Below are 25,118 nucleotides of genomic sequence, written 5' to 3' on the forward strand. Positions count from 1 at the left end.
ACGGGTCCGGTCGGCGCGCGGGCGCGTCGCGCGGCGTGCGGACGGCCGGAACGGGTCGTCGCAGGTCAGCGGCGGTCGAGCAGGTAGATGCGGGGGTGGTGCCCCTTGGCGAACACGCGCACCGCGGCCCGCTCCTGCCACAGCCCGGACGCGACGCGCAGGCAGCGCTCCATGACCGTGATCTCGTGGGTGAGCACGACGAGCCGGCCGCCGGGCGCGCACACCGCGTGGGCCGCCTCGAGCAGCTGCGCGTGCACGGCGGCGCTCGTCGCGTGCGAGCCGTGCGTGGTGCCCCAGGGCGGGTCGACGAGCACGAGGTCGAACGGTCCGGCGTCGCGCCAGGTCCCGCCCGGGGCGAGCACGTCCGCGACGTCGAGCCGGACCTGGTCGGTCAGCCCGGCGGCGGCGACGTTCTCGCGCGTCGCGGCGACCGCCTCCGCGGACACGTCGACGCCGAGCGCGACGGCGGCGGGGCCGGCGAGCAGGCGCTCGACGAGCAGCGTGCCCGACCCGCACATGAGGTTGACGACCCGGTCGCGCGCGCGGACGCCCGCGAGCCGGACGATCGCCGCCGCGATGGTCGCGTTGACGGCACCGGGGTAGTCGGCCACGCGCCACGCGCGCGCGGACAGCGGTGGCCCGCCGAGCCGGACGAGCACGTCCCAGCCGGCGTCCCCGCCCGCGCCGCCCGTCCCGCTCGCGCCGCTCGTCCCGCCCGCGCGGGCGCCCGGGGTGCGACGGAACCGGACGAGGATCTCGCCGTCGTCGGCGCGGTGGTCCATGCGGCTGGCCTCGGAGAGCAGCGCCGCGAGCCGCTGGAAGACGCTCGACTCGCGCCCGGCGGCCTCGAACCGGAAGGTGCGCCGGGCGCCGAGCCGCGCGGAGGCGTCGAGCGCGGCGGCGATCCGCGGCAGGTGCTCGCCGCTCGTGAGCGACTTCGGCCGGGGGACGTCGAACGTGAGGACCGCGAACACCGCGACCGCGGTGCGGAGCGCGAGGAGGCGGGGGTCGTCGAGCGGACCGCGGTGGGCGAACGTCAGGGTGTCGTCCCGCCCGGGCACCGGCACGGGCGGGCGCGCCGGTGCGAGGACCTCGGTGATCTCGGCGGCGACGACGTCCGCGAGCCCGGGCAGGTACGTGACCTCGATGCGGTGCGTGGCGGGCGTGCGGGCGGGTGCGGGACGGCGGTCCGGTCGGCGGTCGCCGCGCGGCGGTGTCGTCGCCCGGGCGTCACGACCGCGGGGCGGACGGCTGCCGCGGGGCTCGGGTCGGTCGGCGCGGGACGGGCGCGGGCGCGGGGCCACTCAGGCGAGGACGGGCAGGCGGGCGCCGACGGCGCGCAGCACGAACGTCACGGTCGCCTCGACGGCGTGGTCGCGCTCGGGCCCGTCGTCGGGCACCCCGCGGCTCGACAGGCACGCGTTGACGAGCGGGACGGTGGTGTCGACGTCCTGGGGCGGGAACGCGCCGGACTCGACGCCCTCGGTGAGGATGCGCCGGAGGATCTGCTCGACGAGGTGCACGTGCTCGCGGACGCGCTGCTGGGTCGCGCGCGAGAGCACCGAGCGCAGGTCCGGCCCGGGGGCCAGGTGGTAGACGCGCTTGAGCTGCGCCTGCGCCCGCACGTAGGTGCGGAGCTGCTCGACCGGGTCCTCGACGTCCTGCAGCGACCGCTCGAGCGTCGCGACGTACTGCTCGGTCTCGTGCGTGATGAACCCGACGAGCAGCGACTCCTTGTCGGGGAAGTGGTTGTAGACCGCGGTGCGCCCGATGCCGGCGGCCGACGCGATGTCGGCAAGCGTGATCGCGTCGAACCCGCGGTCCGCCATGAGGCTCGAGAGCGCGGCGAACAGCTTCTGGCGGGTCTGCGCGCGGTGCTCGTGGAGGGAGCCTCCGATGATCTTCGGCATGCTGACATCCTCGCACGATCTGTCAGTTCGCGACTCCACTACCCGGTGTGCATGCTCGCACCTAGACTCAGCCGCATCTGCTCGACGGCGCGGTCGGGAGGTCACCGCATGCACGGCAACGGGCCGGCGTGGCCGGCGGGCTCCGACCCGTCGGCGCTCACGGCGAGCCTGCGCACCGCGCACGAGACGTTCGTCACGACCGGGACGCTGCCCCGCGGCATCCGGACCGTCGTCGCCGACTCGTGGGTGCGCAGCGCCCGCAGCGGAGTCGACCCCGAGTCCCCGGCCCCGACCGTCGACCTGACCGACGCCGAGCTCGTCTCCTACCGCCGCAACCACCCGCTCGGCGCCGCGCTCCCGATCGTGCGCCGCCTGCTCGTCGAGGGCGGCGTGGGCGAGGGGATCGTCGCGGCGCTGACCGACGAGAACGGCCGCCTCCTGTGGGTCGACGGCGACCCCGCGGTGCGCCGCCAGCTCGACGGTGTCGGCTTCGTCGAGGGCGCCTCGTGGGGCGAGGAGCAGACCGGCACCAACGCCCCCGGCACCGCGCTCGCGACCCGCAGCCCCGTCCAGGTCTTCGCCGCCGAGCACTTCACGCGGTCCGTGCACCCGTGGAGCTGCACGGCCGCCCCGGTGCGCGACCCGAGCACCGGGCGCGTGCTCGGGGTGCTCGACGTGACCGGCCGGGAGCACCTCGCGTCCCCGCTCGTGCTGCGCCTCGTCACCGCGACCGTGATGGCCGTGGAGCTCGAGCTCGCCGCCGCCCGGGCCGCCGAGGGTGCGCCGCCCCGCCGGTTCCGCGAGCGCGGGGCGAGCGTGCGGCCGCCCGAGCTCGCGCGCCTCGACGTGCTCGGCACCGCGGGCGGCGTGCTGCGGCTCGGCGTCGAGGCGACGGCGCTCGGGGTGAGCGCGGCGGGCGGTGCCGTGCGGCTCGACGGAGCCGGCGACCGGGCCCCCGGGCGCGGCGGTCATCGGGCGGCCGACGGCGGGCACCAGCTCAGCCTGCGGCACGCGGAGATGCTCCTGCTGCTCGCGACGCACCCGCGTGGGCTCTCGGTCGACGAGCTCGCGGTCCTGCTGCACCCCGGCGACCTGAGCGACGTGACCGTCCGCGCCGAGGTCTCGCGCCTGCGCCGCGTCGTCGGTCCGCTGCTCGGCCCGTCGCGGCCGTACCGGCTGGCCGCCCCGGTGACGACCGACGTGCACGACGTCCGGCGCGCGCTCGCCCGCGGCGACCTGCTGGGCGCCCTCGCGCAGTACGCCGGGCCGGTGCTGCCGCGGTCGGTGGCGCCGGGGGTCGAGCAGCTGCGCGAGGAGCTGTGCGCGGAGCTGCGCTCGGCGGTCCTCGCGAGCGCCGACGCGGTTGCGGTCGAGCGCTGGGTGGCGACCGACGAGGGCACCGAGGACTGGCACGCGTGGCAGCACCTCATGTCGCTGTGCACGACGGGGTCGCCGCCGTGGGTGCGGGCGCGCGGGCGGCTCGAGCGGCTGGGCCGGTCGTTCGGGCACGGCGTGCGGCGCCCGGGGCGCTGACCGGCCCGTCGGGCCCGCCCGGCCCCACCGACGACGGTCGGAGCACCGCTCCGCGACTGGCCACCCACAGCTCCGCGAGTGACGCACCCACAGCTCCGCGAGTGACCCACCCACAGTGTGGACGGCTGCAACGCCCCTGCAACGTCGGGCTCCCTACGGTGAGCGCACTCCCGGAAGGGATCGCACCGCGGGAGGGGCGTGGTGCGGACCAGCCCGGGAGGCCAGACCTGGCACGGGGGACCGAGCAGGGGGTCGTGCGCCGGGGTGGAGCCATGGGGGGCTCCGCCCCGGCGGACGACGGCGCCGGCCCCAGGTCCGACGAGGTGCGCCAAGATCCGGACAACGTCCGCGCACGCCGCGCCGACCGGACCGGACCACGGCCTCCCGCGGGCGCCCGGTCGCTACGGTGCGTCGCATGACGACTCCCCTCGAGCCTGACACCAAGGACTGGACCTGGGTCCTCGACCGCGCGTGCCCGGAGTGCGGGTTCCTCGCCTCCGACGTCGACCCCGCCGGGATCCCCGCGGCGCTGCGCGCGTCGGTCCCTCGCTGGACCGAGGCCCTCGCGCGGCCCGACGCCCGCGAGCGCCCCGAGCCGTCGACGTGGTCGGTCCTCGAGTACGGCGCCCACACGCGCGACGTGCACCGCATCTTCGGGGAGCGGCTGCGGCTGATCCTCGAGGAGGAGGACCCGCAGTTCGCCAACTGGGACCAGGACGCCACGGCGGTCGAGGACCGCTACGACCTGCAGGACCCGGCGGTCGTCGCCGTCGAGCTCGCGCAGGCCGCGGAGGAGGCGGCGGCGCGGTTCGCGGGCGTCCCGGGCGACGCCTGGGAGCGGCCCGGCCGGCGCTCGAACGGCTCGGTGTTCACCGCCCGGACGCTCGGCGCCTACTACCTGCACGACGTCGTCCACCACCTCCACGACGTGCACGCCTGACCACCCCCGCGCGCACGCGGCGTCGCCCCGGACCGGGTGCGGCGCCGCGTGTCCGTTTCTCCCCACAGGCTGTATCCACACCCGTGTGCACAGGGCACGAGTTGTGCCTCACCCTGTGGACCTCCCTGTGGACGCAGCCTGTGGACAGACGGTCTGCTGCAAGCGAGCGGATGGCCCCGCTCGGGCCGTGCGGTGAGACCTGCGTGAGAACGGCGGCGCGTCCGGCCGGACCCGCCGGGCCTCTCACGCAGGGGAAACATCACGGCAGCATTCACGCGCTACGGTCCGCCGCCATGAGCACGCTGCCGCTCGCTGTGGACGGCCACCACGTCCTCGCCGTCCCCGACACCACCGACCTGCTGACCCTCGCCGCGGCGTGGTTCGCGCAGGCGGACTGGCTCACCGCCCCGGTCACGGCCTCGCAGGCGCGGTCCCGCGCACGTCCGATGTCGGGTGCACGCTTCCGCGGCATGGTCGCCGACCCCGAGCCGGAGCCGGGGGAGCTCCGCCTCACCTGGGAGGTGTCCGCGCGCGGCCCGTACCCTCTCGCCCCCGACGCGGCGCACGCGCTCGGGCTGCCCGCGCGCAACTACGACCTGTACGCGGTCGTGCCTCACGACGACCCCTCCCGGCCGGTCGCCGACCCCGGCGTGCTGGCGTGGATGAGCGCGGCCGCGCGGCGCTCGGCGGGCGCGATCCTGCCCGCCGACCGGACGCACCCCGTGGTCCCGGACCCGCGTTCGAGCGTGGACCTGACCCTGTGGTCCGCCGTCGCGCTCGCCCCGGAGGCCGCCGTCCCGCTCGTGCGGCCGCTGCTCAGCGGCTCCCGGGTCGCGGTGAGCGCCGGTCTCCCCGCGCAGCCGGGGGACTCGCGCGGGGACGACGGCCCGGGCTCGCCCACGGCGCCGGCCCCGTACGAGCTCGTGGCGACGTACCCCTACGACGGCGAGGTACGGCTGCGGTTCGCGCGGTCCACCGAGGTGCCCGTCGTGCTCACTGCGCTCGACTGGCGCGAGTACGGGCCGTTCGCGTACCGGGTCGCGTGGCTGCCGCCCGAGGAGGCCGAGTACCGCGGCGACTCGGTGACGCCGCTGCACGCCATCGCCCGCGGGCGGATCGCGCCGTACGTGGCCCGCGCGGTGGCGGCACTCGCGCGGACGGCGGGCGGCGCGGTGGTCGACAGCGACGGGTACCTCGTCGACGACGCGGAGCTCACGGCCCGGGCGGCGAGCACGTCCCGCTGACCCCGGCGCGTCGTCCACAGATGTTGTCCACAGGGCTGTGGTCGACGCGCGATCCCGCTCCTCAGCCTGTGGACAGGGCTGTGGACCACAAGCCGCCCGGTTTGCCCCTTGAGCGTGCGGTGCCCGATCCGGTACGGCCCGCGGCGGCAGTCCGGGGTGCCCGCCGCCGGGTCAGGGCAGCGGCGGTGAGCCCGCCGGGACGAGGTCGACCGAGACCGTGAGACGCGACCCGGACCCCTCGGTGAAGATGACGCCGCGCAGCGGCGGGACGTCGGCGTAGTCGCGTCCCCAGCCGAGCACGACGTAGCGGTCGTCGATGAACTTGTCGTTGGTCGGGTCGACCTCGACCCAGCCGGCCCCCGGCACCCACGCGGAGACCCAGGCGTGCGACGCGTCGGCGCCCCGGAGCTTCTCCCGGCCGGGCGGCGGCATCGTCTCGAGGTAACCGCTCGCGTACCGCGCGGGCAGCCCGTGCAGGCGCAGCGCGGCGACCATGAGGTGCGCGAAGTCCTGGCACACGCCCGTGCGCTGAGCGAGGAGCTGGGCCTGCGTGGTGCCGACCGTCGTCGAGCCCGAGCGGTAGGTCAGCTCGGTGCGGATGCGGTGGGCGAGGTCGGCCAGGAGCTCGGCGACCCCGCGCCCGGGCGTGAACGAGGGCGCCGCCCACGCCCGCACCTCGTCGGTCAGCGCGACGTGCCGGGACGGGAGCAGCGCCTCACGCAGCGCCACGAGCCCGATGCCGTCGGTGGCCGCGGCGCTCGGGTCCACGGGCCCGTCCGGCTCCGTGGGCAGCTCGGCGACGTCGTCGTGCACCACGCCGTCCCACACCTCGTCGTCGGGCCGTGCGGCCCCGTCGGGCCCGCGCCCGGTCCGCACGGCGTCGGCGACGTCCTCCCACGCGACGACGGGCAGCCCCGCGACGGTCGCGGCCTCGCGGGCGACGGTCACGGTCGAGCGCGACGTCACGACGAGCCGGCGGTGCTCGTCCGTGACCGCGAAGTAGGTCGACCGGTTCCCGAAGTAGTCGACGTGCGCGGCGGTGTCCGCGGGCGGGGGCTGGATGTCGAGCGTCGAGGTGTGGCACCGCTGGTCGGGGAGGTCCCGCGGCGTCAGCACCGTGCGGCCGTACGACGTCGTGACGGGGTGGTCGTAGGCGTACGTGGTGCGGTGCACGAGGTCGTAGGTGCGCCCGGGAGCGGGCGTGGAGTCGGTCGTCACGAGGGCTGCCGCCCGTCGTCGTGGCCGTCGCCCGCGCTGCCCCCGACGCCGTCGTCGTCGTCCGCGTGCGCGTTCTCGGCTCCCCACGCGTCGTCGAGCGACCGGCTCGGCGCGGGGTGCACGAAGTGCACGCGGGCGATCTCGTCGCCGACCGCGCGCAGGCGCCAGCGCATCGAGCCGAGCACCTCGGCGAGGCGGTCACGGTGCCCCTCCTCGGAGACGGCCGCCGCGACGGTCGCGGTGTCGAGCTCGGTGAGCAGGTCGGCGACGTCCTGGAGGAGCCGGTCGCGGGTCTCCGGCGAGCGCACGTGGCCCGCCGGACCCACCGGCACGGGCACGCCCGCGAGGTCCTCGCGCAACCGGTCCAGCTGGTAGCCGAGGGAGCGGGGGTTCGTGCGGTCGAGCAGCAGCAGGTCGAGCACGGTCGCGACCGTCGCGCCGGCCTGGTTGCGGCGCCGGTACGTGATCACCGACTCGTGCTGGATGAGCAGCGACTCGAGCACGAGCGAGTCGACGTCCTCGGAGCGCTGCGTCGTGAGCGTCGCGGCGAGCGAGTCGACGAGGAACTGCGCGCGCTCGAGCCGGCGGCCGCCGTCGAGGAAGCGCCAGCCGAGGTCCCGCACCATGCTCTCGGCGCCGATCCCGGCGACCGCGAGGAGGGCCTCGAGCAGGCGGTCGAGAACCGCGCGCATCCCGACCGTCTCGGCCGGCCCGGTGCGCGGGCCGGGCGCGCGCGTGGCGGAGCGGGCGTCGTCGAGCCGGTCGCGGGCCGCGACGAGCCGGCGCTCGTCGGCCAGCGCGCGGTCGAGGCTCGCGAGCGGGAGCCACGTGTCGTTCGAGAGCTGGTCGCGGACCGCGGCGGACGCCTCCGCGAGCCGGCGGACCGCGCTCGCGACCGACCCGGGCCGCGCGCGGTCGAGCAGCAGCGCACGCAGGTCCGTCCCGGTCCCGTCGGTGCCCCACGACGCGGGCTCGTCCGCGCCGACGGCCGCGAGCAGCGCCGCGAGCGCACGGCCGCCCGCGGAGCGTGGGGTGCGGTGGTAGTCGTCCCACCGGTCGACGACCGCACGCAGCACCCGCACCTCGTCGCCCGCGCGCTCGGCGTAGCGGCCCATCCAGAACATGTTCTCGGCGGTGCGCGGGGAGATGCCGGTGAGGACGCGCTGCGCTGGCTGCTCGGCGTGCAGCCAGGGGTCGCGCACCGCGTCGGGCTCGGAGGACAGGACCCACACGTCCTTGGCGTACGCGCGCGGGCCGGACCCGCGCGCGGTGCCGGGACGGGCGTCGTCCCCGGCCGCGCGCTCGTCGGCCTCGTCGAGGAACACGCGCGCGAGCCCGCCGCTCATGACCTGGTACGAGCCGCGCCGCGCGACGGCGAACGTGCGCAGCACCGCGGCCGTCGGGCCCGGTCCGTCGAGCTCGTCCCGCCCGGGCGCGGGGACGCCGGCGACGGGCTCCTGGCCGACCCACGAGAGCGGCTCGGCGGCGATCCGTGCCTCGAGCTCCTCACGCTCGCGCGCGCTCAGCGTCCAACCGTGCACGGTGCCCGAGCGCAGCCCGCGGTAGGTCGGGGCGAGCACGAGCTCGTCGAGGTGGGCCAGGACGTGCCGGAGCGCCGTCGGGTCCCCGCACCAGAACGTCTCGGGCGCCCCCAGCGCGAGGTCGGTGCCGAGCACCGTGCGCGCGAGCCGCGGCAGGTAGGCGTGCAGCGCCGGGTTCTCCAGCACCGAGCTGCCGAGCGGGTTCACGACGCTCACCGTGCCCGCCCGCAGCGCGCGCACGAGCCCGGGGACCCCGAGCCGCGAGTCGGACCGCAGCTCGAGCGGGTCGCAGAAGTCGGCGTCGACCCGGCGCAGGACCACGTCGACGGGCTCGAGCTCGTCGAGCCCGCGCATCCAGACCCGCCCCTCCCGCACGACGAGGTCGCTGCCCTCGACGAGGGGGAGCCCGAGCATCGAGGACAGGTACGCCTGGTCGAACGCGGTCTCGCTCTGCGGGCCGGCGGTGAGCAGGACGATGCGGGGCGACCCGGCGCCGGGCGGCGCGACCTGCGCGAGGGCGAGCCGCAGCGCGTGGAAGAACGGGCCGATGCGCTGGATCGACGCCTGCCGGTAGACCCCCGCGAGCACCTGCGCGACGACGCGGCGGTCCTCCATCGCGTAGCCGGCACCCGACGGCGCCTGCGTCCGGTCGGCGACGACGGTCCACGCCCCCGACGCGTCGCGCGTGACGTCGGTCGCGGTGAGCACGAGCTCGTGCGGCCCGGGCAGGCGCAGGCCGTGCACGGCGCGCAGGTAGCCGGGGTGCGCGAGCACGAGCTCGGGCGGCAGGAGCGCGTCGCCCAGCAGCCGCCGGGGGCCGTACACGTCCTGCAGGAGGGCGTCGAGGAGCTCGGTGCGCTGCACGAGCGCGCGGTCGAGGGCCGACCACTCCTGCTCGTCGACGATCACGGGGACCGGGTCGAGCCGCCAGCTGCCGGGCTCGGCGTCGGGCGCGTCGAGCTGTCCGGAGGGTGCCGTCGTCGCGCCGCCGTCCGCGCGCACCGGCGGGGTCCCGCCGTAGGTGACGCCGTGGTCGGCGAGCAGGCGATCCGTCGCGTCGCGGTACCGGGCGAGGTCCGAGGCGGTCGGGGCGTCCGCGGCGTCGGGCAGCCACGACCAGTCGGGGCTGCGGCCGGGCGTGGGCCCGCCGGGCTGGTCGGGTGCCCCGGTCGCGTCGGGTGCGGGCGCGCGCACGGACGACAGCAGGTCGGTCATGCGCTGCTGCCTCCCGGTGCGTGGGCGCGCCTCGACGGTCGAGGGGCTACCCCATCATGTCCCGGGCTGGTGGCGCTCGGCGCGTCCGGTCCAGCAGAGCCCGAGCGCGCCGGCCGTGCTCGGGGCGTTGCTGGACCAGGACCGGGCTCGCCGCGGCCACGACCATGTCGCACGAGCGGGGAGGCCCCCCGGGCCGCCGCCGTGAACAGGGTCGGTCGAGCATGCTTGGCGGGGAGTTAGTGATTCATGATTCACTAACTTCCTGTGAACCGCCCTAGGACCGTCTCCGACGAGGAGCTGCTCGACCGGATCGACGCCGTGGTGTCGCAGCGCGCGGAGCACAAGCCGTGGGGGTTGCAGGACGTCGCACCCCACGTCGGGATGAGCGCCGCGGGCCTCCTCCGGCGCTTCGGCTCGAAGGAGCAGCTCCTGCTCGCTCTCGCGCGTCGCTGGATCGCCCTCGTGCCGGACGGTCGCCGTGGCAGCGGCCCACCGGTCGACGAGCTCCGCGCCTACGTGCAGGAGAACTTCGACGCACCCTCGCCGTCCGCGGCGGTCTTCGCGCTGGGTGAGCTCATGGGCGACCTCTGGTCCCCCGCCTCCGCCGAGCTGCTCCGCGAGGGCTGGCAGAAGCAGCTGCACTACCTCGAGCTCCTCCTCGACGCCGTCCCGCTCGCGCCGCGGGTCGACGTGCACGCGGCGGCCCTCACGCTCCTCGACACCCTGCACGGGGCCCTGTACCGCCGGGCCGTCTCGCTCGAGCCGACCCCGCCCGACCGCATCCTCGACACCCTCCTGGAGACCTGGACATGACGACCGACCGCACCTGGACCGGCTGCGTCTTCATCGGCGTGAGCCTCGACGGCTACATCGCCAAGCCCGACGGCGACCTCACCTGGCTCACCGACCCCGCCCCGCGCGACCACGTCGTCGGCGCCGCCGACCGGCCGGCGCTGGTGTGGGAGACGTTCTACCCGGGCGTCGACGCGCTCGTCATGGGTCGCGCGACGTACGAGACGGCCGTCGGCTTCGACGAGTGGCCCTACGACGGCAAGGACGTCGTCGTCCTCAGCACGACGCTCCCCGTCGGTGACGACCGCGTGCGCGTCGCGCGGTCGCTCGACGAGACCGGGGAGCTGCTGGCCGGGCTCGAAGCCGCCCGCGTGTACGTCGACGGCGGGCGCACCGTGCAGTCGTTCCTCTCCGCAGGGCTCGTCGACGAGCTCACGGTCGCGATCGCGCCGGTCCTGCTCGGGCGCGGGGCGCGGCTGTTCGGGGACCTCGACCACGACGTCCTGCTCACCCTCCGGGGGAGCCACGCGACGGCCGAGGACGGCCTCGTCCGCATCACGTACGCGGTCACCGGGCGCTAGCGGGCACGCACGGCGGGCGTCGTCGTGCGCGGCCGGGACCGCCGTCGCATCCTGGGACGGAGCGGCGGACCGGCGTCGCACCGTCACGAGGAGGTCCGGTGCCCAAGACCCTGAAGAACGCCGCCGTGGCCGCGTCGAGCAGCTGGACCGACCCCGACGGCGTCCGGCTGCCGGCGGGCGAGGTCCACGCCTGGGAGCGCGGGACCAACCAGACCGTGTGCGGGCTCCCGCTGCACCGCTCCGCGCTCGGGCGCTTCTCCCACGTCACCTGGGCGGACGTGCAGCCCGCGACCGGGCGCGACGCCGACGAGGTCGCGCGCGTGTGCCCGCGGTGCGCGGCCGGCATGGGGGCGCGTCGCGACGAGCGCCCGTGGACCCGTGTGAACCCGCGGCCGTGAGCGCCGCGAAGGGGCCCGAGCGGCCCGGGCCGAGCACTGGGCCCCGCCCGACGCGGACGTCGACGCGCTGCCCGCCGCGGCGCCGGGCTGCCGCGGGTGCGAGCTGTGGGCCGATGCCACGCAGGTCGTGGTCTCGGCCGGCGGGCCGCGGGCGCGGCTCGTGCTCGACGGGGAGCAGCCCGGCGACCGGGAGGACCGCGCCGGCGAGCCGTTCGTCGGTCCCGCGGGCCGGGTGCTCGACGACGCGCTCGCGGCGGCCGGCATCGACCGGGCCGACGTCTACGTGACCAACGCGGTCAAGCACTTCCGGTTCACGGTCCCCGAGCGCGGCACCCGTCGCCTGCACAAGAAGCCCGGCGTCCCGCACGTCGACGCGTGCCGGCCGTGGCTGGCCGCCGAGCTCGCCGCCGTCCGGCCCCAGGTCGTGGTGTGCCTCGGCGCGACCGCGTCCCGCTCGGTGCTCGGCGAGGACGTCGCCGTGGCGGGGGGGGCGGGGGCGCGTGCTCGACGCAGCGCCCGTCGTCGGGCCGCCCGACGCGCCACCGCGCGTGCTCGTCACGGCGCACCCGTCGGCCGTGCTCCGGCTGCGCGGGCGCGAGGGGTGGGACGAGGCGTTCGCCGCGCTCGTGGCCGACCTCCGGGTCGCCGCCGAGGCCGCCGCCGAGGCGCGCTGAGCGGCCGCCCGGCGCCGGGGACCGGCCTGCCTGGGGCGGGGCTGCCCGAGGCGCGGCGGACAGCCGCGAGAGCGCCCTGCTGCGCGGCTCGTACCCCCGGTACCAGGCTTCGGGCCGCTCGTCGGCGACGTCGTCATGGGCGTCGTGTACGCCGAGCACCACCGCCGACGAGGCCGGGTCATGCCGCTCGTCGTCGCCCACCGTGCTCGACGTCGTCGCGTTCGTCGGCTACGCGTTCGTGCCTGAGGAACGGCGCAGCGCTCGGGATCGTCTGACCCTCGCGGCACGACGGCTACGGGTGCGCCGCTCCGGTCCCCCGCTGCTCGGACCCACGCTCCGCCCGCTCCGCCCGCTCCGCCCGCTCCGCTCGCGCAGCCCGCCGCTCGGCCTCGCTCGGCACGAGCGGCAGCCCCAGCCGGCGCAGGCGGCGTCGCTCGGAGAGCATCCCGGCGGCCCCCGCCACCACGGCCGCGAGCGCCCACCACCCGAAGCCGCCGGCGTCGAGGTGCCGCGTGACGGCCCCGCCGCCGAGCGCGACGACGAAGACCCCGAGGCACGCCTTCCCGAAGGCGGTCATGTCGCTGATGCGCTGCCCCGGCGGCTCCTCACCGGACGGCCACGCGCGGTCCTGCTCTGCGCTGTGCTGGACGAGCCACCGCGTCCCGATCGCGAAGACGGAGAGCACCACCCCGATGACGACCACCGGCCAGCTGGCCCCGCTCATGCCGCACCCCGTCCTGTCGTGCCGTCCCCCGTGGGACGACCCTGGCGCAGGTCGGCGCCGGCTGCCAGCGCAGGGCGCGCGCTCAGGACTCCGGTGCGTCCTCGGCCGGCGAGCGACCGCCCGGCCCAGTGGACCCGGCCTGGGGCGGGCTGCCCGATGCGCGGTGGACCGGCCGCGCGCAGCCTGCCCGGCTCGGGCGGACCGTCCCGGGCAGGCACCGGGAGAAGCGGGAAATGCCGTCGTCGGGCGTGCACACGGCCGGGCACACTGCGCGGGATGCTGCCGTTCCACGAGATCCACGCGATGTCCGAGACGGTCGACCGCGACTGGTGCTCGCCCGTGGCCGACGCCGCGGCCGCCGCGTGGGGTCACGCGCCGCGGGCCGCGCGGTGGTGGCGGTCGAGCGCGAGCCACGTGTTCGTCCTGCCCGGCACCCCGACCACCGCCCGGGCGTACCTGCGCCTCACGCCCGCCGCGCGGACGTCCGCGGAGCGCGTGCGGACGGTCGCCCGGCTCACCACCGTCCTGGCGGGGCGGGGAGTGCGTGCGGCCGTGCCGCTGCCCTCGACCCGCGGCGCGCTCGTCGAGGAGGTCGACACGGCGCTCGGCCCGATGCTCGTGACGTGCGTGGTTGCCGCGCCCGGGGAGCCGGTGGGCCTCGCGGGGCTGACCGCGGAGCGCGCCCGCGCGTGGGGTGGTGCCCTCGCCGCCCTGCACGCCGCCGCGGCGGGGGCGGAAGCGTCCGACGGTGCCGGGCTCCCGTCGTTGCTCGAGCAGGTCGACGACGCCGTCGCGGCACTGGCCACCGACCGGGTGGCCGTCGACGCCGCGCGGGCCGTCCGGGCGGAGCTCGCCACGCTCCCGCGGACCGGCCGCGGGTACGGCCTGGTGCACGGCGACCTCGAGCTCGACAACCTCGCCTGGGAGGGTGACGTGCCCACGTCGTTCGACCACGACGAGGCCGGGTGGTCCTGGTACGTCGCCGACCTCGCGTACGCCGTGCGCGACCTCACCGAGGGCGGCCGCCCACGACCCGGGCGGGCACCGCTGCTGGACGCCGTCGTCGGCGGCTACCTGGAGATGCGGCCCGTGCTCGAGGCGGACCTGCCACTGCTGCCGTTGTTCGCGCGCGCCCACGCCGCGGTCTGCCTCGCCGAGGTGCAGGCCGCGCTCGAGGGAGCCGAGCCGCTCGACGAGGCTGTGCTGCCGGAGCTCCGCCGGGATCTCGCGACGCTCGCGGACCACCATCGGACCGAGCTCCTCGGCGGTTCCGCGGCCTGACTGGTGCGGTCACGTGCCCGCTGCCCGCTGCCCCGGCGGGCAGCGGGCACCGCGCGGGCAGCCCTCGGCTCACCCGCGGCGCGCTCTCAGCGCCCGATGCCGACCGCGTAGCCGACGAGCATCACGACGACGAGCGCCGCGAAGCCGAGGATCACGCCGTAGACGAGCTTCTGGCTGCGGCCCGACGGCAGCCCGGGCTCCTGGTGCGAGACGCCGGACGTGCTCGCCTCGCCGGGTGGGGTGTCGCCGGGCATCACGCCGCCGCCGGGTTCGAGGCCGGGCGTGTTCTCGGGGTCCGGGTCGGTCGGCTTGGCAGTCATCCGTCCACGCTAACCGCGGCGCGGGGGGCTGCAACCGGGGCCGGGCGCCGGGACCTGGGGAACACCGTCGGCCGGGGCGCCGCCGACCGGCCCAGCGGCGGCGCGACCGAGGTCACAGCGCCACCCGGTCCCGCTCAGTCCTCCAGGAAGATCGCTGCGAGCCGCGGGTAGCGGGTGCGCATCTCGGCCTCGTCGTCGAAGTCCCAGAACGGCTCGTCGGCGGGCTCGTCGTCGTCCGCCTCCTCGTCGGCGTCCTCGTCGGGGTCGTCGTCCTCGGGGAACTCCTCGCCCGTGAGCTCCTCGTACGCGTCCCACGCCGCGGCGAGCATGTCCTCGCACTCCGCCTCGGTGTCCTCGTCGACCACGTCGGCGAGCGAGTCCGGGTCCTGCGCCGCGCGCTCGAACACCTCACGGCCCTGGGCGACGAGCCAGCCGAGGAAGTAGTCGAACCCGTCGTCCGAGCTGCCGCCGTTGATCAGGTACGCCGCGCCCCACAGCCGCGGGCCGTGCACCGTCGCGACGAGCTCGTCGTACGCGGCGTCCGCCTCGCGCGCGACCTCGACGCCGCGCTCCACGAGCACGGCGCGCAGGGAGTCCGCGACGTCGTCGGCGTCGGGCGCCGTGCCCGAACCCTTCCGGGCGCGCGTGCGTGCCTCGTCGACGAGCTGCCAGTACGCCTCGGTGTCCATGCGCCGCATCGTGGCAGGTCGGGCCGACACGCGCACGCACGACCGGCCCGACGCGCCCGGACCCGCGCTCGACGCGGGAGCGACGCGACCCGACCTCGCGCGCGGTGTGGCGCGGCGCGCCGGTCCGGCACCCCGGCCGGTTGCCCTGCCCCGGGCCGGGTGCGAGCGTGGACGCACCCACGACACCCTGGAGGACGCGTGATCGCACGCACGGTGGACGCCGTCGTCATCGGGGCCGGCCCGAACGGGCTCGTCGCCGCGAACGCCCTGGTCGACGCGGGGTGGGACGTGCTCGTGCTCGAGGCGCAGGACTCCGTGGGCGGGGCGGTGCGGACCGCCGAGGTGACGGCGCCGGGGTTCCGGACGGACCTCTTCAGCGCCTTCTACCCGCTCGCGGCCGGCTCGCCGCTGATCCGCGGGCTGCACCTCGAGGACCACGGGCTGCGCTGGGTCAAGGCCCCGGACGTGCTCGCGCACGCGCTCGACGACGGCCGCGCCGCGGTGCTGCGGCACGGCGCGCAGGACACCGCGGCGGGGCTCGAGGAGTTCGCGCCGGGGGACGGCGACGCGTGGCTGCGCATGGTGGAGTCCTGGCGCACGATCCGGGAACCGCTGCTCGACGCGCTGTTCACGCCGTTCCCGCCGGTGGTCTCGGTCGCCCGGCTGCTGCGCCGGGTCGGCGTCGCCGGGGGGATCGACCTCGCCCGGCTCGCGGTGCTGCCCGTGCGGCGGCTCGGGTCCGAGCACTTCCGCGGCGAGGGCGGGCGCCTGCTGCTGACCGGGAACGCGATGCACTCCGACGTCCCGCCGGACGCCGCGGGGAGCGGGGTGTTCGGGTACCTGCTCGCGATGCTCGGCCAGGACGTCGGCTTCCCGGTGCCCGAGGGCGGCGCCGGGGCGCTCGCGGACGCGCTCGCGGCGCGGGTCGTCGCGGGCGGCGGCCACATCGAGACCGGTGAGCGCGTCGCGAGCATCGACGTCTCGGCCGGCCGGGCCGTCGGGGTCCGCACGCACGACGGCTCCGTCGTCCGGGTCCGGCACGCCGTCGTCGCGGACGTCACCGCGCCGGCGCTCTACCGGGACCTCGTCGGGCTGCGGCACCTGCCCCCGCGCATGGGCCGGGAGCTCGACCGCTTCCAGTGGGACCACCCGACGTTCAAGGTCAACTGGGCCGTCGACCGCCCCATCCCGTGGACGGCGCCGGGGGCGCGCGGCGCGGGCACGGTGCACCTCGGGGTCGACTCCGACGGGTTCGTCGACATGGCCGCGGACCTGTCGACCGGACGCATCCCCGAGCGGCCGTTCCTGCTGTTCGGGCAGATGACCACGTCGGACCCCACGCGCTCCCCGGCCGGCACCGAGTCCGCGTGGGCGTACACCCACGTGCCGCACGGCGTGCGGTGGACGCCCGACGAGGTCGCCGCGGAGGTCGAGCGCGTCGAGGCCGCCGTCGAGCGCGTCGCCCCGGGGTTCCGCGACGCGGTGCTCGCGCGCCACGTGCAGTCCCCGGCCGACCTCGAGGCCGCGAACGAGAGCCTCGTCGGGGGCGCGGTCAACGGCGGGACGTCGGCCGTGCACCAGCAGCTCTTCTTCCGCCCGACCCCCGGGCTCGGGCGCCCGGAGACGCCCGTCGACGGCCTGTTCCTCGCGAGCGCCTCGGCGCACCCGGGCGGCGGCGTGCACGGTGCGCCCGGCTGGAACGCGGCGCGCGCGGCGCTCGGGGCGGCGAGCCGGACCGGCAAGGTCCGGCGCCTGCTCACACGCACGGTCTGGGCGCGCGTGCTGCACGAGCGCTGACGGGCCGGCGCCCGGCAGCCGGCGGGCGCGGACCGGCGGCGCGGGCCGCCCGCGTGCGATCCAGGGGCGGCGACCCGCACCGGCACGGCGGCCCCGGGGTCGCATCAGTGCCGGGCGAGCACCCGCCGGGCGCCCACGGCCCCTGCCGCGACCGCGACCACAGCGACGCCGCGCAGCCAGTGCCGGCCCCACTTCCCGGTGACGGCCTCACCGTCGGGCAGGGGCGCGAAGACGTTCCCGGCGTGCGGCTCGCGCGCTCGCGTGGACAGGCCCAGGCGGGACATGCCGGGTCCCACGAGCACGTCGTAGACCGCGGGCAGGAACCGGAAGCCCGCGGTCCACGTCGCGTTGGCGAGCCCGACCGAGCGCTCGCGCGCCGGCTTGTCGAGCGTCTTCACGATCGCCCGCGCGAGGGTCTCGGGCCGGTCCACGGGCGGCGGCGGACGCCCCTCGCGGCGCGCGTAGTTGGCGGCCTGCGCGTAGATCGGGGTGTCGACGCCGCCGGGGGTGACGAGCGAGACGTCGACGCCCGGGGTCTCGCGCGCCTCGACCTGGATCGTGCGCGCGAGCCCGTGCACGGCCCACTTGCTCGTCACGTACGGGCTCATCCACGGGGTCGCGATCTTGCCGAGCAGCGAGCCGACGAGCACGAGGTGCCCGCCGCCGTGCTGCTGGAACAGCCGGAGCGCGACGCGCGCGACGTTCGCCGTGCCGAGCAGGTTCACGGCGATGACCTGGTCGAACACCTCGGCCGGGATGTCCTCGAAGCGCCCGTACCCGACGACCGCGGGCGCGTGCACGACGGCGTCGACCCGCCCGTACCGCTCGACCGCGCGCTCGAAGAGCCGGTCGACCGAGTCGCGCACGCTCACGTCGGTCGGGACGACGAGCACCGGGGACCCTCCGGCGGCGGCCTCGTGCGGGTGCTTCCTCGACCCCGGCACGAGGGCCAGGCACTCGCGCTCGACGTCCGCCAGCGCGTCCGCCGACCGGGACGCGAGCACGAGGGTGTCCCCGCGGCGTGCGAGCTCGTGGGCCGTCGCCCGGCCGATGCCGCTCGACGCGCCGAGGACGACGACGACCCTGCTGCTCGCGGTGCCTCGTGCCATGCGTGCGCCTCCGGGGGCGGGGGTGGCCGCGCGGGCGCGCGGCGGCGGGGGTGGTCGTGCGGGGACGGGTGCCCGACTGCCGGGTCGCCCGTCCGGTTCGATGCTCGCACCGGGTCCGGTGGGGCGCGACCGGGGCGGCAGCGACCCGGGCGCCGGGTGCTCGGCGCGGCGGGGCCGCGAGGACCGGGCGCGCCGTCGGGCAGTCGGCGTCTGCGGGGCCGGTCCCGGGCCCTGCGAGGATCGGGGCGTGGCGGAGCCGGTGGTCGTGGACGTGTGGACGGCGGGGGCCGGCACGGCCGTGACCCCGGCGCAGGCCACGGTGCTCGACGACGCCGAGCGCGCACGGGCCGGCGCCCTCCCGCCGCCGGCCGCCGAGCGGTTCGTGCTCGGGCGGGTGCTGCTCCGCGGGGTGCTGGCGGAGCGGCTCGGGTGTGCCCCGGCGACGGTCGGGCTGCGGGCGCGGTGCGTGCGGTGCGGCGGGGCGCACGGCCGGGTCCGCGTCGTCGGCCCGCCGCGGGAGCACCACGTCAGCCTCACCCGGTCGGGCCCGCTGGTGGCGGTCGCGCTGACGGTCGCGGGCCCGGTCGGGGTCGACGTCGAGTCGACGTCCGCGGTGTCGGCCGCCCCGGTCGACGGTGTGCTGCTCTCGCCCGCGGAGCTCGCCGGGCACCGCGCGCTCCCGGCGCACGCGGCGGAGGCCGCGCTGGCCCGGGTCTGGGTGCGCAAGGAGGCGGCGCTCAAGGCCCTCGGCACCGGGCTCGTGGCGGACCCGTCGGCGTGGGCGCTCGGCCCTCCACCGGCCGGGGCGCGCGGCGTCGACGCGGTCGCGCCGGGGGGTGTCGTCGTCGCCGACCTCGACGTGGGGCCCGGACGGGCCGGGGCCGTCGCGGTCCTGGGTCCCGCGGCGCCCGACCTCATCGTCCGGTGTCAGGACGGCAGGTCGGTCCTCGACGCCCTGAGGAGCTGACCCAGGCGGCGCGTGCGCGACGGGGCCCCCGGCGGTGGCCCGGCGGGCAGGTCCGGCAGCACCGGGGCGTCGAGCCACGCGACGAGCAGCCCGGCCACGGACGCGGCGAGCGCGTCGCCCCCGCTGCGACGGGCGTGCTCCGCGGCCACCGCCCGGAAGTCGTCGGTGCTCGCGCTGCCGCCCGCGTGCCGGGCGGTCCAGGCGCGGACGAGGTCCCAGAACGCCCCGTCGCCGAGCACGAGCCGCAGCGCGTGGAGCGTGACGGCGCCGCGCTTGTAGACGCGGTCGTCGAAGATCGTCGCCGGCCCGGGGTCGGTCAGGACGAGGTCCTGCGGCAGCGCGGCGAGCCGGGCGTGGTGCCGGCGCGCCAGGGTGTCCGCGGACGGGCCGCCGGACTCCTGCGACCACAGCCACTCGGCGTAGCAGGCGAAGCCCTCGTTGAGCCAGATGTGCCGCCACCCCGCGACCGAGACCGAGTTCCCGAACCACTGGTGCGCGAGCTCGTGCGGGACGAGGCGCTGCCCCTCGTCGCCCGCCGCGGGGTGCGCGCCGAGGCCGCCCAGGTGGTTCGAGCCGAACACCGCCATGCCCTGCGCCTCGACAGGGATCTCGAGCGCGTCGTCGGTCACCACGAGCGTGTAGGTCGCGAACGGGTACGGACCGAAGAGCCGCGTGAACAGCCGCACGATGTCGCCGTGGTGGGCCAGCCGGGTCCGCGCGGCCGCGGCGAGGCGCGGCGGGACGAGGGCCTGCTGCGGCACCGGCTCCGACGCGAGCTCGACCACCGAGTACCGGCCGATCTGGACGGTCGCGAGGTAGGGCGGCGTCGGGCGGGTCTCCTCGAACACCCAGGTCGTCGCCCCGGAGCGGCCGGTGCGGCGCACGAGCGTGCCGTGCGCGTGCGGGCGGTACGGGTTCTCCACCGTCACCGACGTCCGGTAGGTCGCCTTGTCGTCGGGCCGGTCGTTGCACGGGAACCACGACGGCGCACCGGTGGGCTGGCTCGCGACGAGGACGCCGTCCTCGAGCTCCTCCCAGCCGACCTCGCCCCACGGGCTGCGCACGGGCCGCGGCGTCCCGGCGTAGCGGACCAGGACGTCGAGCTGGGTGTCCGCCGGCGCCTCCGCGACGAGCCGCACCACGAGCCGGCCCGCGCGGTGCCGGTGCCGCGCGGGCGCGGCGCCCGCGACGGTGACCTGCTGGACGACGAGCGGACCGAGGTCGAGCGCGAGCTCGTGCAGCGGCTCGAGCGTGCGGACCCGCAGCCGCGCGACCCCGGCGAGCCGGTTGGTGCGCACGCGGTAGTCGAGCTCGAGGTCGTAGTGCTCGACGTGGAACGCGCGCGAGCCGTGCCCGTAGGCGTACGGGTCTCCGGAGGCGGGGGACGGCTCCCTCACGAGGCCCCGACGGGCGCACGCCACGGCCCGATCGGGTTGCCGACCCACCGCGAGCCGGCCGGGACCGTCTCGCCGCGCAGCACGAGCGACGCGGGGCCGACCGTGGCGCCCTCGTCGAGCAGCGCCGCCGGCAGGACGACGCCGTGCGGGCCGAGCGTCGCGCCGTCGCGCAGCGTCACGGTGTCGAGGCTCATGACCCGGTCGTGGAACAGGTGGGTCTGCACGACGCAGCCGGGGCCGACGGTCGCGCCGTCGCCGAGCCGGACGAGGTCGGCCTCGGGCAGCCAGTACGTCTCGCACCAGACGCCGCGGCCGATCCGCGCGCCCATGCTCCTCAGCCACCACACCAGCGCGACACTACCCGTGACGGGGTCGGCGAGCAGCGGCGCGGCGACGACCTCCGTGAAGGTGTCCGCGAGCTCCCCACGCCACACCGGCGCGCTCCACAGCGGGTGCTCGGCGTCCCGGAAGCGCCCGGCGAGCGCCCACTTCGCGGCGACCGTGACGGCGGCGCCGAGCACCCCGACGGCGAGCAGCACCACCCCGCCCGACGCGGCGGCGAGCAGCCAGCCGCCGGTCGCGGCGATCGCCTGGAGCGCGAGCCCGGCACCGACCCACAGCAGCCCCAGGACCAGCAGCGGGACGACGCGGCACACCTCGACCGCGCCGCGCGCCCGGCGCAGCGCCGGGGTTGACGTGTAGGTGCGCTCGCCGTCGTCGACCGCGGGCGCCCGGGCCAGGAGCACCGGCGGGCTGCCGAGGTAGCTCGACCCGGCGCGCGTGCGGCTCGGGGTCGCCGAGAGCACCGCGACGAGCCCGTTCTTCGGGACGGTGCGGCCCGGCGCCGTCATGCCGGAGTTGCCGAGGAACGCGCGCCGGCCGACCTTCGCGGTCGCGACGCGCAGCCAGCCGCCGCCGAGCTCGTAGGGGGCGACCATCGTGTCGTCGGCGAGGAACGCGCCGTCCTTGACCTGCATCATCGACGGCAGCCCGACGACCGTGGAGATCTCGGTCTCGCGCCCGACCCGCGCGCCCAGCAGCCGCAGCCACGCCGGGGTGAGCAGCGACGAGTACAGCGGGAACAGCGCCGTGCGGGCCGCGTCCATGAGCCGGGAGACCGCCCACGCCCGCACCCCGGCGCCGGACCGGACCGGGTGGCAGCCCTCGCGCAGCCCGCGGGCGAGCAGGCGCACGCCGACGAGCACGAGGAGCGCGTACGTCAGGTAGGCGACCGGAACGGCCACGAGCGTCCACGCGAGCGCGGGTCCGACGGCGGCGGCGAGCGACGGCGTGGGGGCCAGGGCGGCGCCCAGGACGGCGAGCGCGGGCAGCGCGGCGAGCGACGGGAGCGCGCTGACGGCCGCCCCCGTGACGGCGAACACCGCGGTCCAGCCGGCGCGCGACGCGGGCGGCCGGGTCGTCGGCCACGGGTGGCGCGCCTCGTGCTGGCGGACCGCCGGCGAGCCGGACCAGAACTCGTCGGACCCCGTCGTGCCGTGCACCGCGGACCCCGCGGCCACGTCGGTGCCGCCGCGGACGCGCGACCCCGGGAGCAGGACGCTGCGCGCCCCGACGGTCGCGCCGGGTCCGACGCGGATGCGCCCGACGTGCAGCACGTCCCCGTCGACCCAGTGGCCGGACAGGTCGACCTCCGGCTCGATCGCGCAGCCGTGGCCGAGGGTCAGGAACCCCGTGACGGGCGGCACCGAGTGCAGGTCGACGTCGCGGCCGACGTCCGCGCCGAGCGCACGGGCGTAGAGCGAGATCCAGGGTGCGCTCGCGGGCGTCACGGCACCGAAGCCGTCGACGAGCCGCTCGGCCGCCCACAGCCGCAGGTGCACGTGACCGCCGCGCGGGTACGAGCCGGGCCGCACGCCCGCGAGCAGCAGCCGGGCGCCGAGCGCGCACACCCCGAGCCGCCCGAGGGGGCTCACCGTGAGCAGCCAGCCCGCGGCGAGCCACCACCACGGCACCGCGAGCGCCCAGGCGACGCCCCACACCACGTGCAGCACCGTGCCGACCGCGGCGACGACCGTGAGCCAGCGCAGCGCGACGAGCCCCCGCAGGGGCAGCAGCGCGAGGAGCTGGACCACCTGGCTCGTGACCGGCACGGGGGCCACGGTGCGGGTCCGGGCGGGAGCCGCGGCGCCCGACCCCCCGGGACGGTCGGTGTCCGACGGCCACGTCGCGTCGAGGTGCTCCGCGAGCCCGCCGACGCTCGGGTGGTCGTAGACCTCCGCGACGGTGACCTCGGGGTAGCGCGCGCGCAGCGCGGACACGAGCTGCGCGGCGGTCAGCGAGCTGCCGCCGTGCGCGAAGAAGTCGTCGTCCTCGTGCTGCGGGCGCACGCCGACCACGGCGGCCCACTGCTCGCCGACCCACCCGGCGAGGCCGTCGAGCGGCGCGGCGTCGTCGTCCCCGGCGTCCGCGAGCGGCCAGGGGAGCGCGTCGCGGTCGACCTTGCCGGACGTCCGCGTCGGGATGTGCTCGACGACCGCGAGCAGCGGGACCATCGAGCCCGGCAGGGTCTCGCGCAGGCGGCGCAGCAGGTCGTGCAGGTCGAGGCGCTCGCCGTCCTGCGGGGCGAGGTACCCGACAAGAACCGTGCCGCCCGCGGTCGAGCGGCGGACCGCGGCCGCGGCGCCCGCGACGCCGGGCAGCGCCTGGAGCGCGGTGTCGACCTCGGCGAGCTCGATGCGGTGGCCGTTGACCTTGACCTGGTCGTCGGCCCGCCCCACGAACAGCAGCCCCTCGGGGTCCGCGACGACGAGGTCGCCGGTCCGGTACGCGCGGTCCCAGCCCAGCCCCTCGTGCGGGCCGAACCGCACGGCGTCGAGCTCCGGGTCGAGGTACCGCGCGACGCCGACGCCGCCGATGACGAGCTCCCCGGTGCCGCCCTCGGGCACCTCGCGGCCCTCGGCGTCGACGACGGCCAGGTCCCAGCCGTCGAGCGGCAGCCCGATCCGCACGGTCGCGTCGGGCAGCAGCAGCGCGGCGCACGCGACGACCGTCGCCTCCGTCGGCCCGTACGTGTTCCACAGCTCGCGGCCGGGTGCCCACAGCCGCGTCGCGAGCTCGGGCGGCACCGCCTCGCCCCCGAAGATCAGCAGGCGCACCGCCGCGAGAGCGTCGGCCGGCCACAGCCCCGCGAGCGTCGGCACGGTCGACACCACGGTGATGTCCCGGTCGACCAGCCACGGCCCGAGCTCGGACCCGGCCCGCACGAGCGCACGCGGCGCGGGCACGAGCGTCGCGCCGTGCCGCCACGCGAGCCACATCTCCTCGCACGACGCGTCGAACGCGACCGACAGGCCCGCGAGCACCCGGTCGCCCGGGCCGACCGGCGCGCCGCGCAGGAACAGCCGGGCCTCCGCGTCGACGAACGCCGCGGCGCTCCGGTGGCTCACCGCGACGCCCTTGGGCCGGCCCGTCGAGCCGGAGGTGAAGATGACCCAGGCCCCGTCCTCGAGCGTCGGCGCCTCCGCGTGCCGGGCGCCCACGCGCGGTGCCGGGGTGCCGTCGGGGCGCAGCGGCTCGGGGCCGTCGCCCAGCACCACGACGACGCCCGCGTCCGTGAACACGCGGTGCGCGCGCTCGTCGGGGTCGTCGGCGTCGACCGGGACGTACGCCGCACCGGCGTGCAGCACCGCGAGCACCGACACGTACAGCCCGACCGTGCCCGACGCCGCGCGCACGCCGACCCGGTCCCCGCGCCGGACCCCGACGGCGGCGAGCCGGGCCGCGCGCGCCTCGACGGCCTGCGCGAGGGCGCGGTACGTGAGCACCTCGTCGCCGTCGTCGATCGCGAGGGCGTCCGGGAACCGGGCGACGGTGCTGGCGAAGACGTCGACGAGCGTCCGGGGGGTCGGGGTGCGGTCACCGGCCCGGAGCGTGTGCGTGGCCGAGGACGGCGGGGTGCTCACGACGGGGACGGCTCCTGCCTCGCGGTCGACGGGGTCGTGCGGCGTGCGCGGACCACGACCGTGGCGGCCCACCGGCGCCCGACCGTAACGAGCGCCGGTGAACGGGACCCGACGGGACGGCGAACGCCGGGTGCCGTACGCCCCGGAGGGACGAGAGGTGCGCCACTCCTCAGGGTAGGTCCGGCGTTTGGGAACCGGGGCGGCGCCGCGCGCGTCGGCCCCCCGGGACTTCCGGGGCCTCGCGCTCCGCGGGTAGGGTCCGGGCCTGCGTCGCGTGCCGGTGGCGGTCTGCGTCAGGCATGGAGGCGCGGACCCGCGAAGGACACCCCATCACCCAGCCCCTGCAGGACCCCTCCGACGACCATCACGACCACGACCCGTCGCCGCGCGCCCGCGTCCGCGCCTGGGCCGACGAGATGCGCCAGGTGCACGCCCGCCTGCGCGAGGCCCTCGACCTAGCCCGTGAGCAGCTCGAGGACGCCGGCGCCTCCGACGCGCCGGCGACCGACCTCCTGCTCTACTGCTGGGGCTTCTGCGCCGCGCTGAGCGGCCACCACCGCAGCGAGGACACCGCGCTGTTCCCGCGGCTGACGGAGCAGCACCCCGACCTCGTGCCCGTCGTCGCGCAGCTCGTCCAGGACCACCACATGATCGAGCACCTGCTCGGCGGCCTGACGGAGGCCATCCGGCTCGACGCGAGCACCGAGGAGAAGCTGCGGCACCTCGACGGCGTCGAGGCGGTGATGACGACGCACTTCCGCTACGAGGAGCGCCGGCTGCTCGACGTGCTCGACGGGGTGCTCGACGACTCCGTCGCGCCCGGCGAGGTGTTCGGGCCGCTCGGCTGACGCACGGCGGCGGGACG

General features: G+C 77.2%; 21 protein-coding genes and 2 pseudogenes. 13 read left to right on the top strand and 10 right to left on the bottom strand.

All coding sequences use genetic code 11. From position 1 onward, the window contains the following. Nucleotides 1-65 precede the first annotated feature (65 nt). Nucleotides 66-1,304 carry a methyltransferase gene (locus NXY84_RS01920; RefSeq protein ID WP_258725499.1) on the bottom strand — a complete coding sequence of 413 codons (1,239 nt, stop codon included), beginning with the start codon at nucleotides 1,302-1,304 and terminating at the stop codon, nucleotides 66-68. Continuing rightward, the gene (locus NXY84_RS01925) at nucleotides 1,305-1,910 is read right to left on the bottom strand and encodes a TetR/AcrR family transcriptional regulator (RefSeq protein ID WP_258725500.1); all 606 of its coding nucleotides are present in this window, start codon (nucleotides 1,908-1,910) and stop codon (nucleotides 1,305-1,307) included. It abuts the gene before it with no gap. A 108-nt stretch (nucleotides 1,911-2,018) separates the two neighbouring features. Here NXY84_RS01925 and NXY84_RS01930 point away from each other — a divergent pair, with 108 nt between their 5' ends. From NXY84_RS01930 to NXY84_RS01940, 3 genes are all read left to right on the top strand, one after another. After that, nucleotides 2,019-3,443, top strand: a complete 1,425-nt coding sequence (locus NXY84_RS01930) for a helix-turn-helix domain-containing protein (protein WP_258725501.1) — start codon at nucleotides 2,019-2,021, stop codon at nucleotides 3,441-3,443. A 415-nt stretch (nucleotides 3,444-3,858) separates the two neighbouring features. Beyond that, complete coding sequence (locus tag NXY84_RS01935; RefSeq protein WP_258725502.1) at nucleotides 3,859-4,383, top strand: DinB family protein; 525 nt, start codon at nucleotides 3,859-3,861, stop codon at nucleotides 4,381-4,383. A 293-nt stretch (nucleotides 4,384-4,676) separates the two neighbouring features. Then, nucleotides 4,677-5,627 carry a hypothetical protein gene (locus NXY84_RS01940; RefSeq protein ID WP_258725503.1) on the top strand — a complete coding sequence of 317 codons (951 nt, stop codon included), beginning with the start codon at nucleotides 4,677-4,679 and terminating at the stop codon, nucleotides 5,625-5,627. Nucleotides 5,628-5,798: 171 nt separating this feature from the next. Here the strand turns inward: NXY84_RS01940 and NXY84_RS01945 are convergent, their stop codons facing one another. Further along, nucleotides 5,799-6,845, bottom strand: a complete 1,047-nt coding sequence (locus NXY84_RS01945; RefSeq protein ID WP_258725504.1) for a transglutaminase family protein — start codon at nucleotides 6,843-6,845, stop codon at nucleotides 5,799-5,801. Beyond that, nucleotides 6,842-9,601: a circularly permuted type 2 ATP-grasp protein gene (locus NXY84_RS01950; protein WP_258725505.1), complete on the bottom strand. Its 2,760-nt coding sequence runs from the start codon at nucleotides 9,599-9,601 to the stop codon at nucleotides 6,842-6,844. The genes NXY84_RS01945 and NXY84_RS01950 overlap by 4 nt, the downstream gene beginning before the upstream one ends. A 264-nt stretch (nucleotides 9,602-9,865) precedes the next feature. On the opposite strand from NXY84_RS01950, the gene NXY84_RS01955 reads away from it, so the two are divergent. The 6 genes and pseudogenes from NXY84_RS01955 to NXY84_RS01980 all read left to right on the top strand — a co-directional run. Beyond that, nucleotides 9,866-10,414 (top strand): TetR/AcrR family transcriptional regulator, encoded by a 549-nt coding sequence (locus NXY84_RS01955; protein WP_258725506.1) that lies wholly within the window; start codon nucleotides 9,866-9,868, stop codon nucleotides 10,412-10,414. Next, nucleotides 10,411-10,974, top strand: a complete 564-nt coding sequence (locus NXY84_RS01960) for a dihydrofolate reductase family protein (protein ID WP_258725507.1) — start codon at nucleotides 10,411-10,413, stop codon at nucleotides 10,972-10,974. The genes NXY84_RS01955 and NXY84_RS01960 overlap by 4 nt, the downstream gene beginning before the upstream one ends. A 98-nt stretch (nucleotides 10,975-11,072) precedes the next feature. Further along, nucleotides 11,073-11,372, top strand: coding sequence for a hypothetical protein (locus tag NXY84_RS01965; RefSeq protein WP_183296238.1), 300 nt, complete (start codon nucleotides 11,073-11,075; stop codon nucleotides 11,370-11,372). Between the two features lie 64 nt (nucleotides 11,373-11,436). Further along, nucleotides 11,437-11,820: pseudogene (locus NXY84_RS01970) on the top strand (uracil-DNA glycosylase family protein); the annotation flags it as partial. 52 nt (nucleotides 11,821-11,872) lie between these two features. Next, entirely contained in the window at nucleotides 11,873-12,046 is a 174-nt protein-coding gene (locus NXY84_RS01975; RefSeq protein ID WP_258727306.1) for a hypothetical protein, read from the top strand. 70 nt (nucleotides 12,047-12,116) lie between these two features. Beyond that, nucleotides 12,117-12,281 (top strand): annotated as a pseudogene (locus NXY84_RS01980) (CPBP family intramembrane glutamate endopeptidase); the annotation flags it as partial. A gap of 57 nt (nucleotides 12,282-12,338) precedes the next feature. Here the strand turns inward: NXY84_RS01980 and NXY84_RS01985 are convergent. Beyond that, the gene (locus tag NXY84_RS01985) at nucleotides 12,339-12,770 is read right to left on the bottom strand and encodes a hypothetical protein (protein WP_258727307.1); all 432 of its coding nucleotides are present in this window, start codon (nucleotides 12,768-12,770) and stop codon (nucleotides 12,339-12,341) included. A 276-nt stretch (nucleotides 12,771-13,046) separates the two neighbouring features. On the opposite strand from NXY84_RS01985, the gene NXY84_RS01990 reads away from it, so the two are divergent. Then, nucleotides 13,047-14,051 carry a phosphotransferase enzyme family protein gene (locus NXY84_RS01990; RefSeq protein ID WP_258727308.1) on the top strand — a complete coding sequence of 335 codons (1,005 nt, stop codon included), beginning with the start codon at nucleotides 13,047-13,049 and terminating at the stop codon, nucleotides 14,049-14,051. Nucleotides 14,052-14,137: 86 nt separating this feature from the next. Here NXY84_RS01990 and NXY84_RS01995 read toward each other — a convergent pair whose 3' ends face one another. Next, nucleotides 14,138-14,371, bottom strand: coding sequence for a DUF6480 family protein (locus NXY84_RS01995; protein ID WP_258725508.1), 234 nt, complete (start codon nucleotides 14,369-14,371; stop codon nucleotides 14,138-14,140). 134 nt (nucleotides 14,372-14,505) lie between these two features. Next, nucleotides 14,506-15,060, bottom strand: a complete 555-nt coding sequence (locus tag NXY84_RS02000) for a DUF4240 domain-containing protein (protein WP_258725509.1) — start codon at nucleotides 15,058-15,060, stop codon at nucleotides 14,506-14,508. Nucleotides 15,061-15,258: 198 nt separating this feature from the next. Here NXY84_RS02000 and NXY84_RS02005 point away from each other — a divergent pair, with 198 nt between their 5' ends. Next, complete coding sequence (locus NXY84_RS02005) at nucleotides 15,259-16,857, top strand: phytoene desaturase family protein (protein ID WP_258725510.1); 1,599 nt, start codon at nucleotides 15,259-15,261, stop codon at nucleotides 16,855-16,857. A 104-nt stretch (nucleotides 16,858-16,961) separates the two neighbouring features. On the opposite strand, the gene NXY84_RS02010 is transcribed toward NXY84_RS02005, so the two are convergent. After that, complete coding sequence (locus tag NXY84_RS02010) at nucleotides 16,962-17,966, bottom strand: SDR family NAD(P)-dependent oxidoreductase (RefSeq protein WP_258725511.1); 1,005 nt, start codon at nucleotides 17,964-17,966, stop codon at nucleotides 16,962-16,964. Between the two features lie 247 nt (nucleotides 17,967-18,213). Here NXY84_RS02010 and NXY84_RS02015 point away from each other — a divergent pair, with 247 nt between their 5' ends. Further along, complete coding sequence (locus NXY84_RS02015) at nucleotides 18,214-18,933, top strand: 4'-phosphopantetheinyl transferase family protein (protein ID WP_258725512.1); 720 nt, start codon at nucleotides 18,214-18,216, stop codon at nucleotides 18,931-18,933. Here the strand turns inward: NXY84_RS02015 and NXY84_RS02020 are convergent. Together NXY84_RS02020 and NXY84_RS02025 are read right to left on the bottom strand one after the other, a co-directional pair. Further along, nucleotides 18,894-20,330, bottom strand: coding sequence for a M1 family metallopeptidase (locus NXY84_RS02020; RefSeq protein WP_258725513.1), 1,437 nt, complete (start codon nucleotides 20,328-20,330; stop codon nucleotides 18,894-18,896). The two genes, NXY84_RS02015 and NXY84_RS02020, sit on opposite strands and share 40 nt — an antisense overlap. Then, nucleotides 20,327-24,253: a Pls/PosA family non-ribosomal peptide synthetase gene (locus tag NXY84_RS02025; protein WP_258725514.1), complete on the bottom strand. Its 3,927-nt coding sequence runs from the start codon at nucleotides 24,251-24,253 to the stop codon at nucleotides 20,327-20,329. Before NXY84_RS02025 ends, NXY84_RS02020 begins: the two co-directional genes overlap by 4 nt. 299 nt (nucleotides 24,254-24,552) lie before the next feature. Here NXY84_RS02025 and NXY84_RS02030 point away from each other — a divergent pair, with 299 nt between their 5' ends. Further along, entirely contained in the window at nucleotides 24,553-25,101 is a 549-nt protein-coding gene (locus tag NXY84_RS02030) for a hemerythrin domain-containing protein (protein ID WP_258725515.1), read from the top strand. The last annotated feature ends 17 nt before the right edge of the window (nucleotides 25,102-25,118 follow it).

Origin of the sequence: Cellulomonas sp. NS3, from assembly GCF_024757985.1 — a bacterium.
GTDB lineage: Bacteria > Actinomycetota > Actinomycetes > Actinomycetales > Cellulomonadaceae > Cellulomonas_A.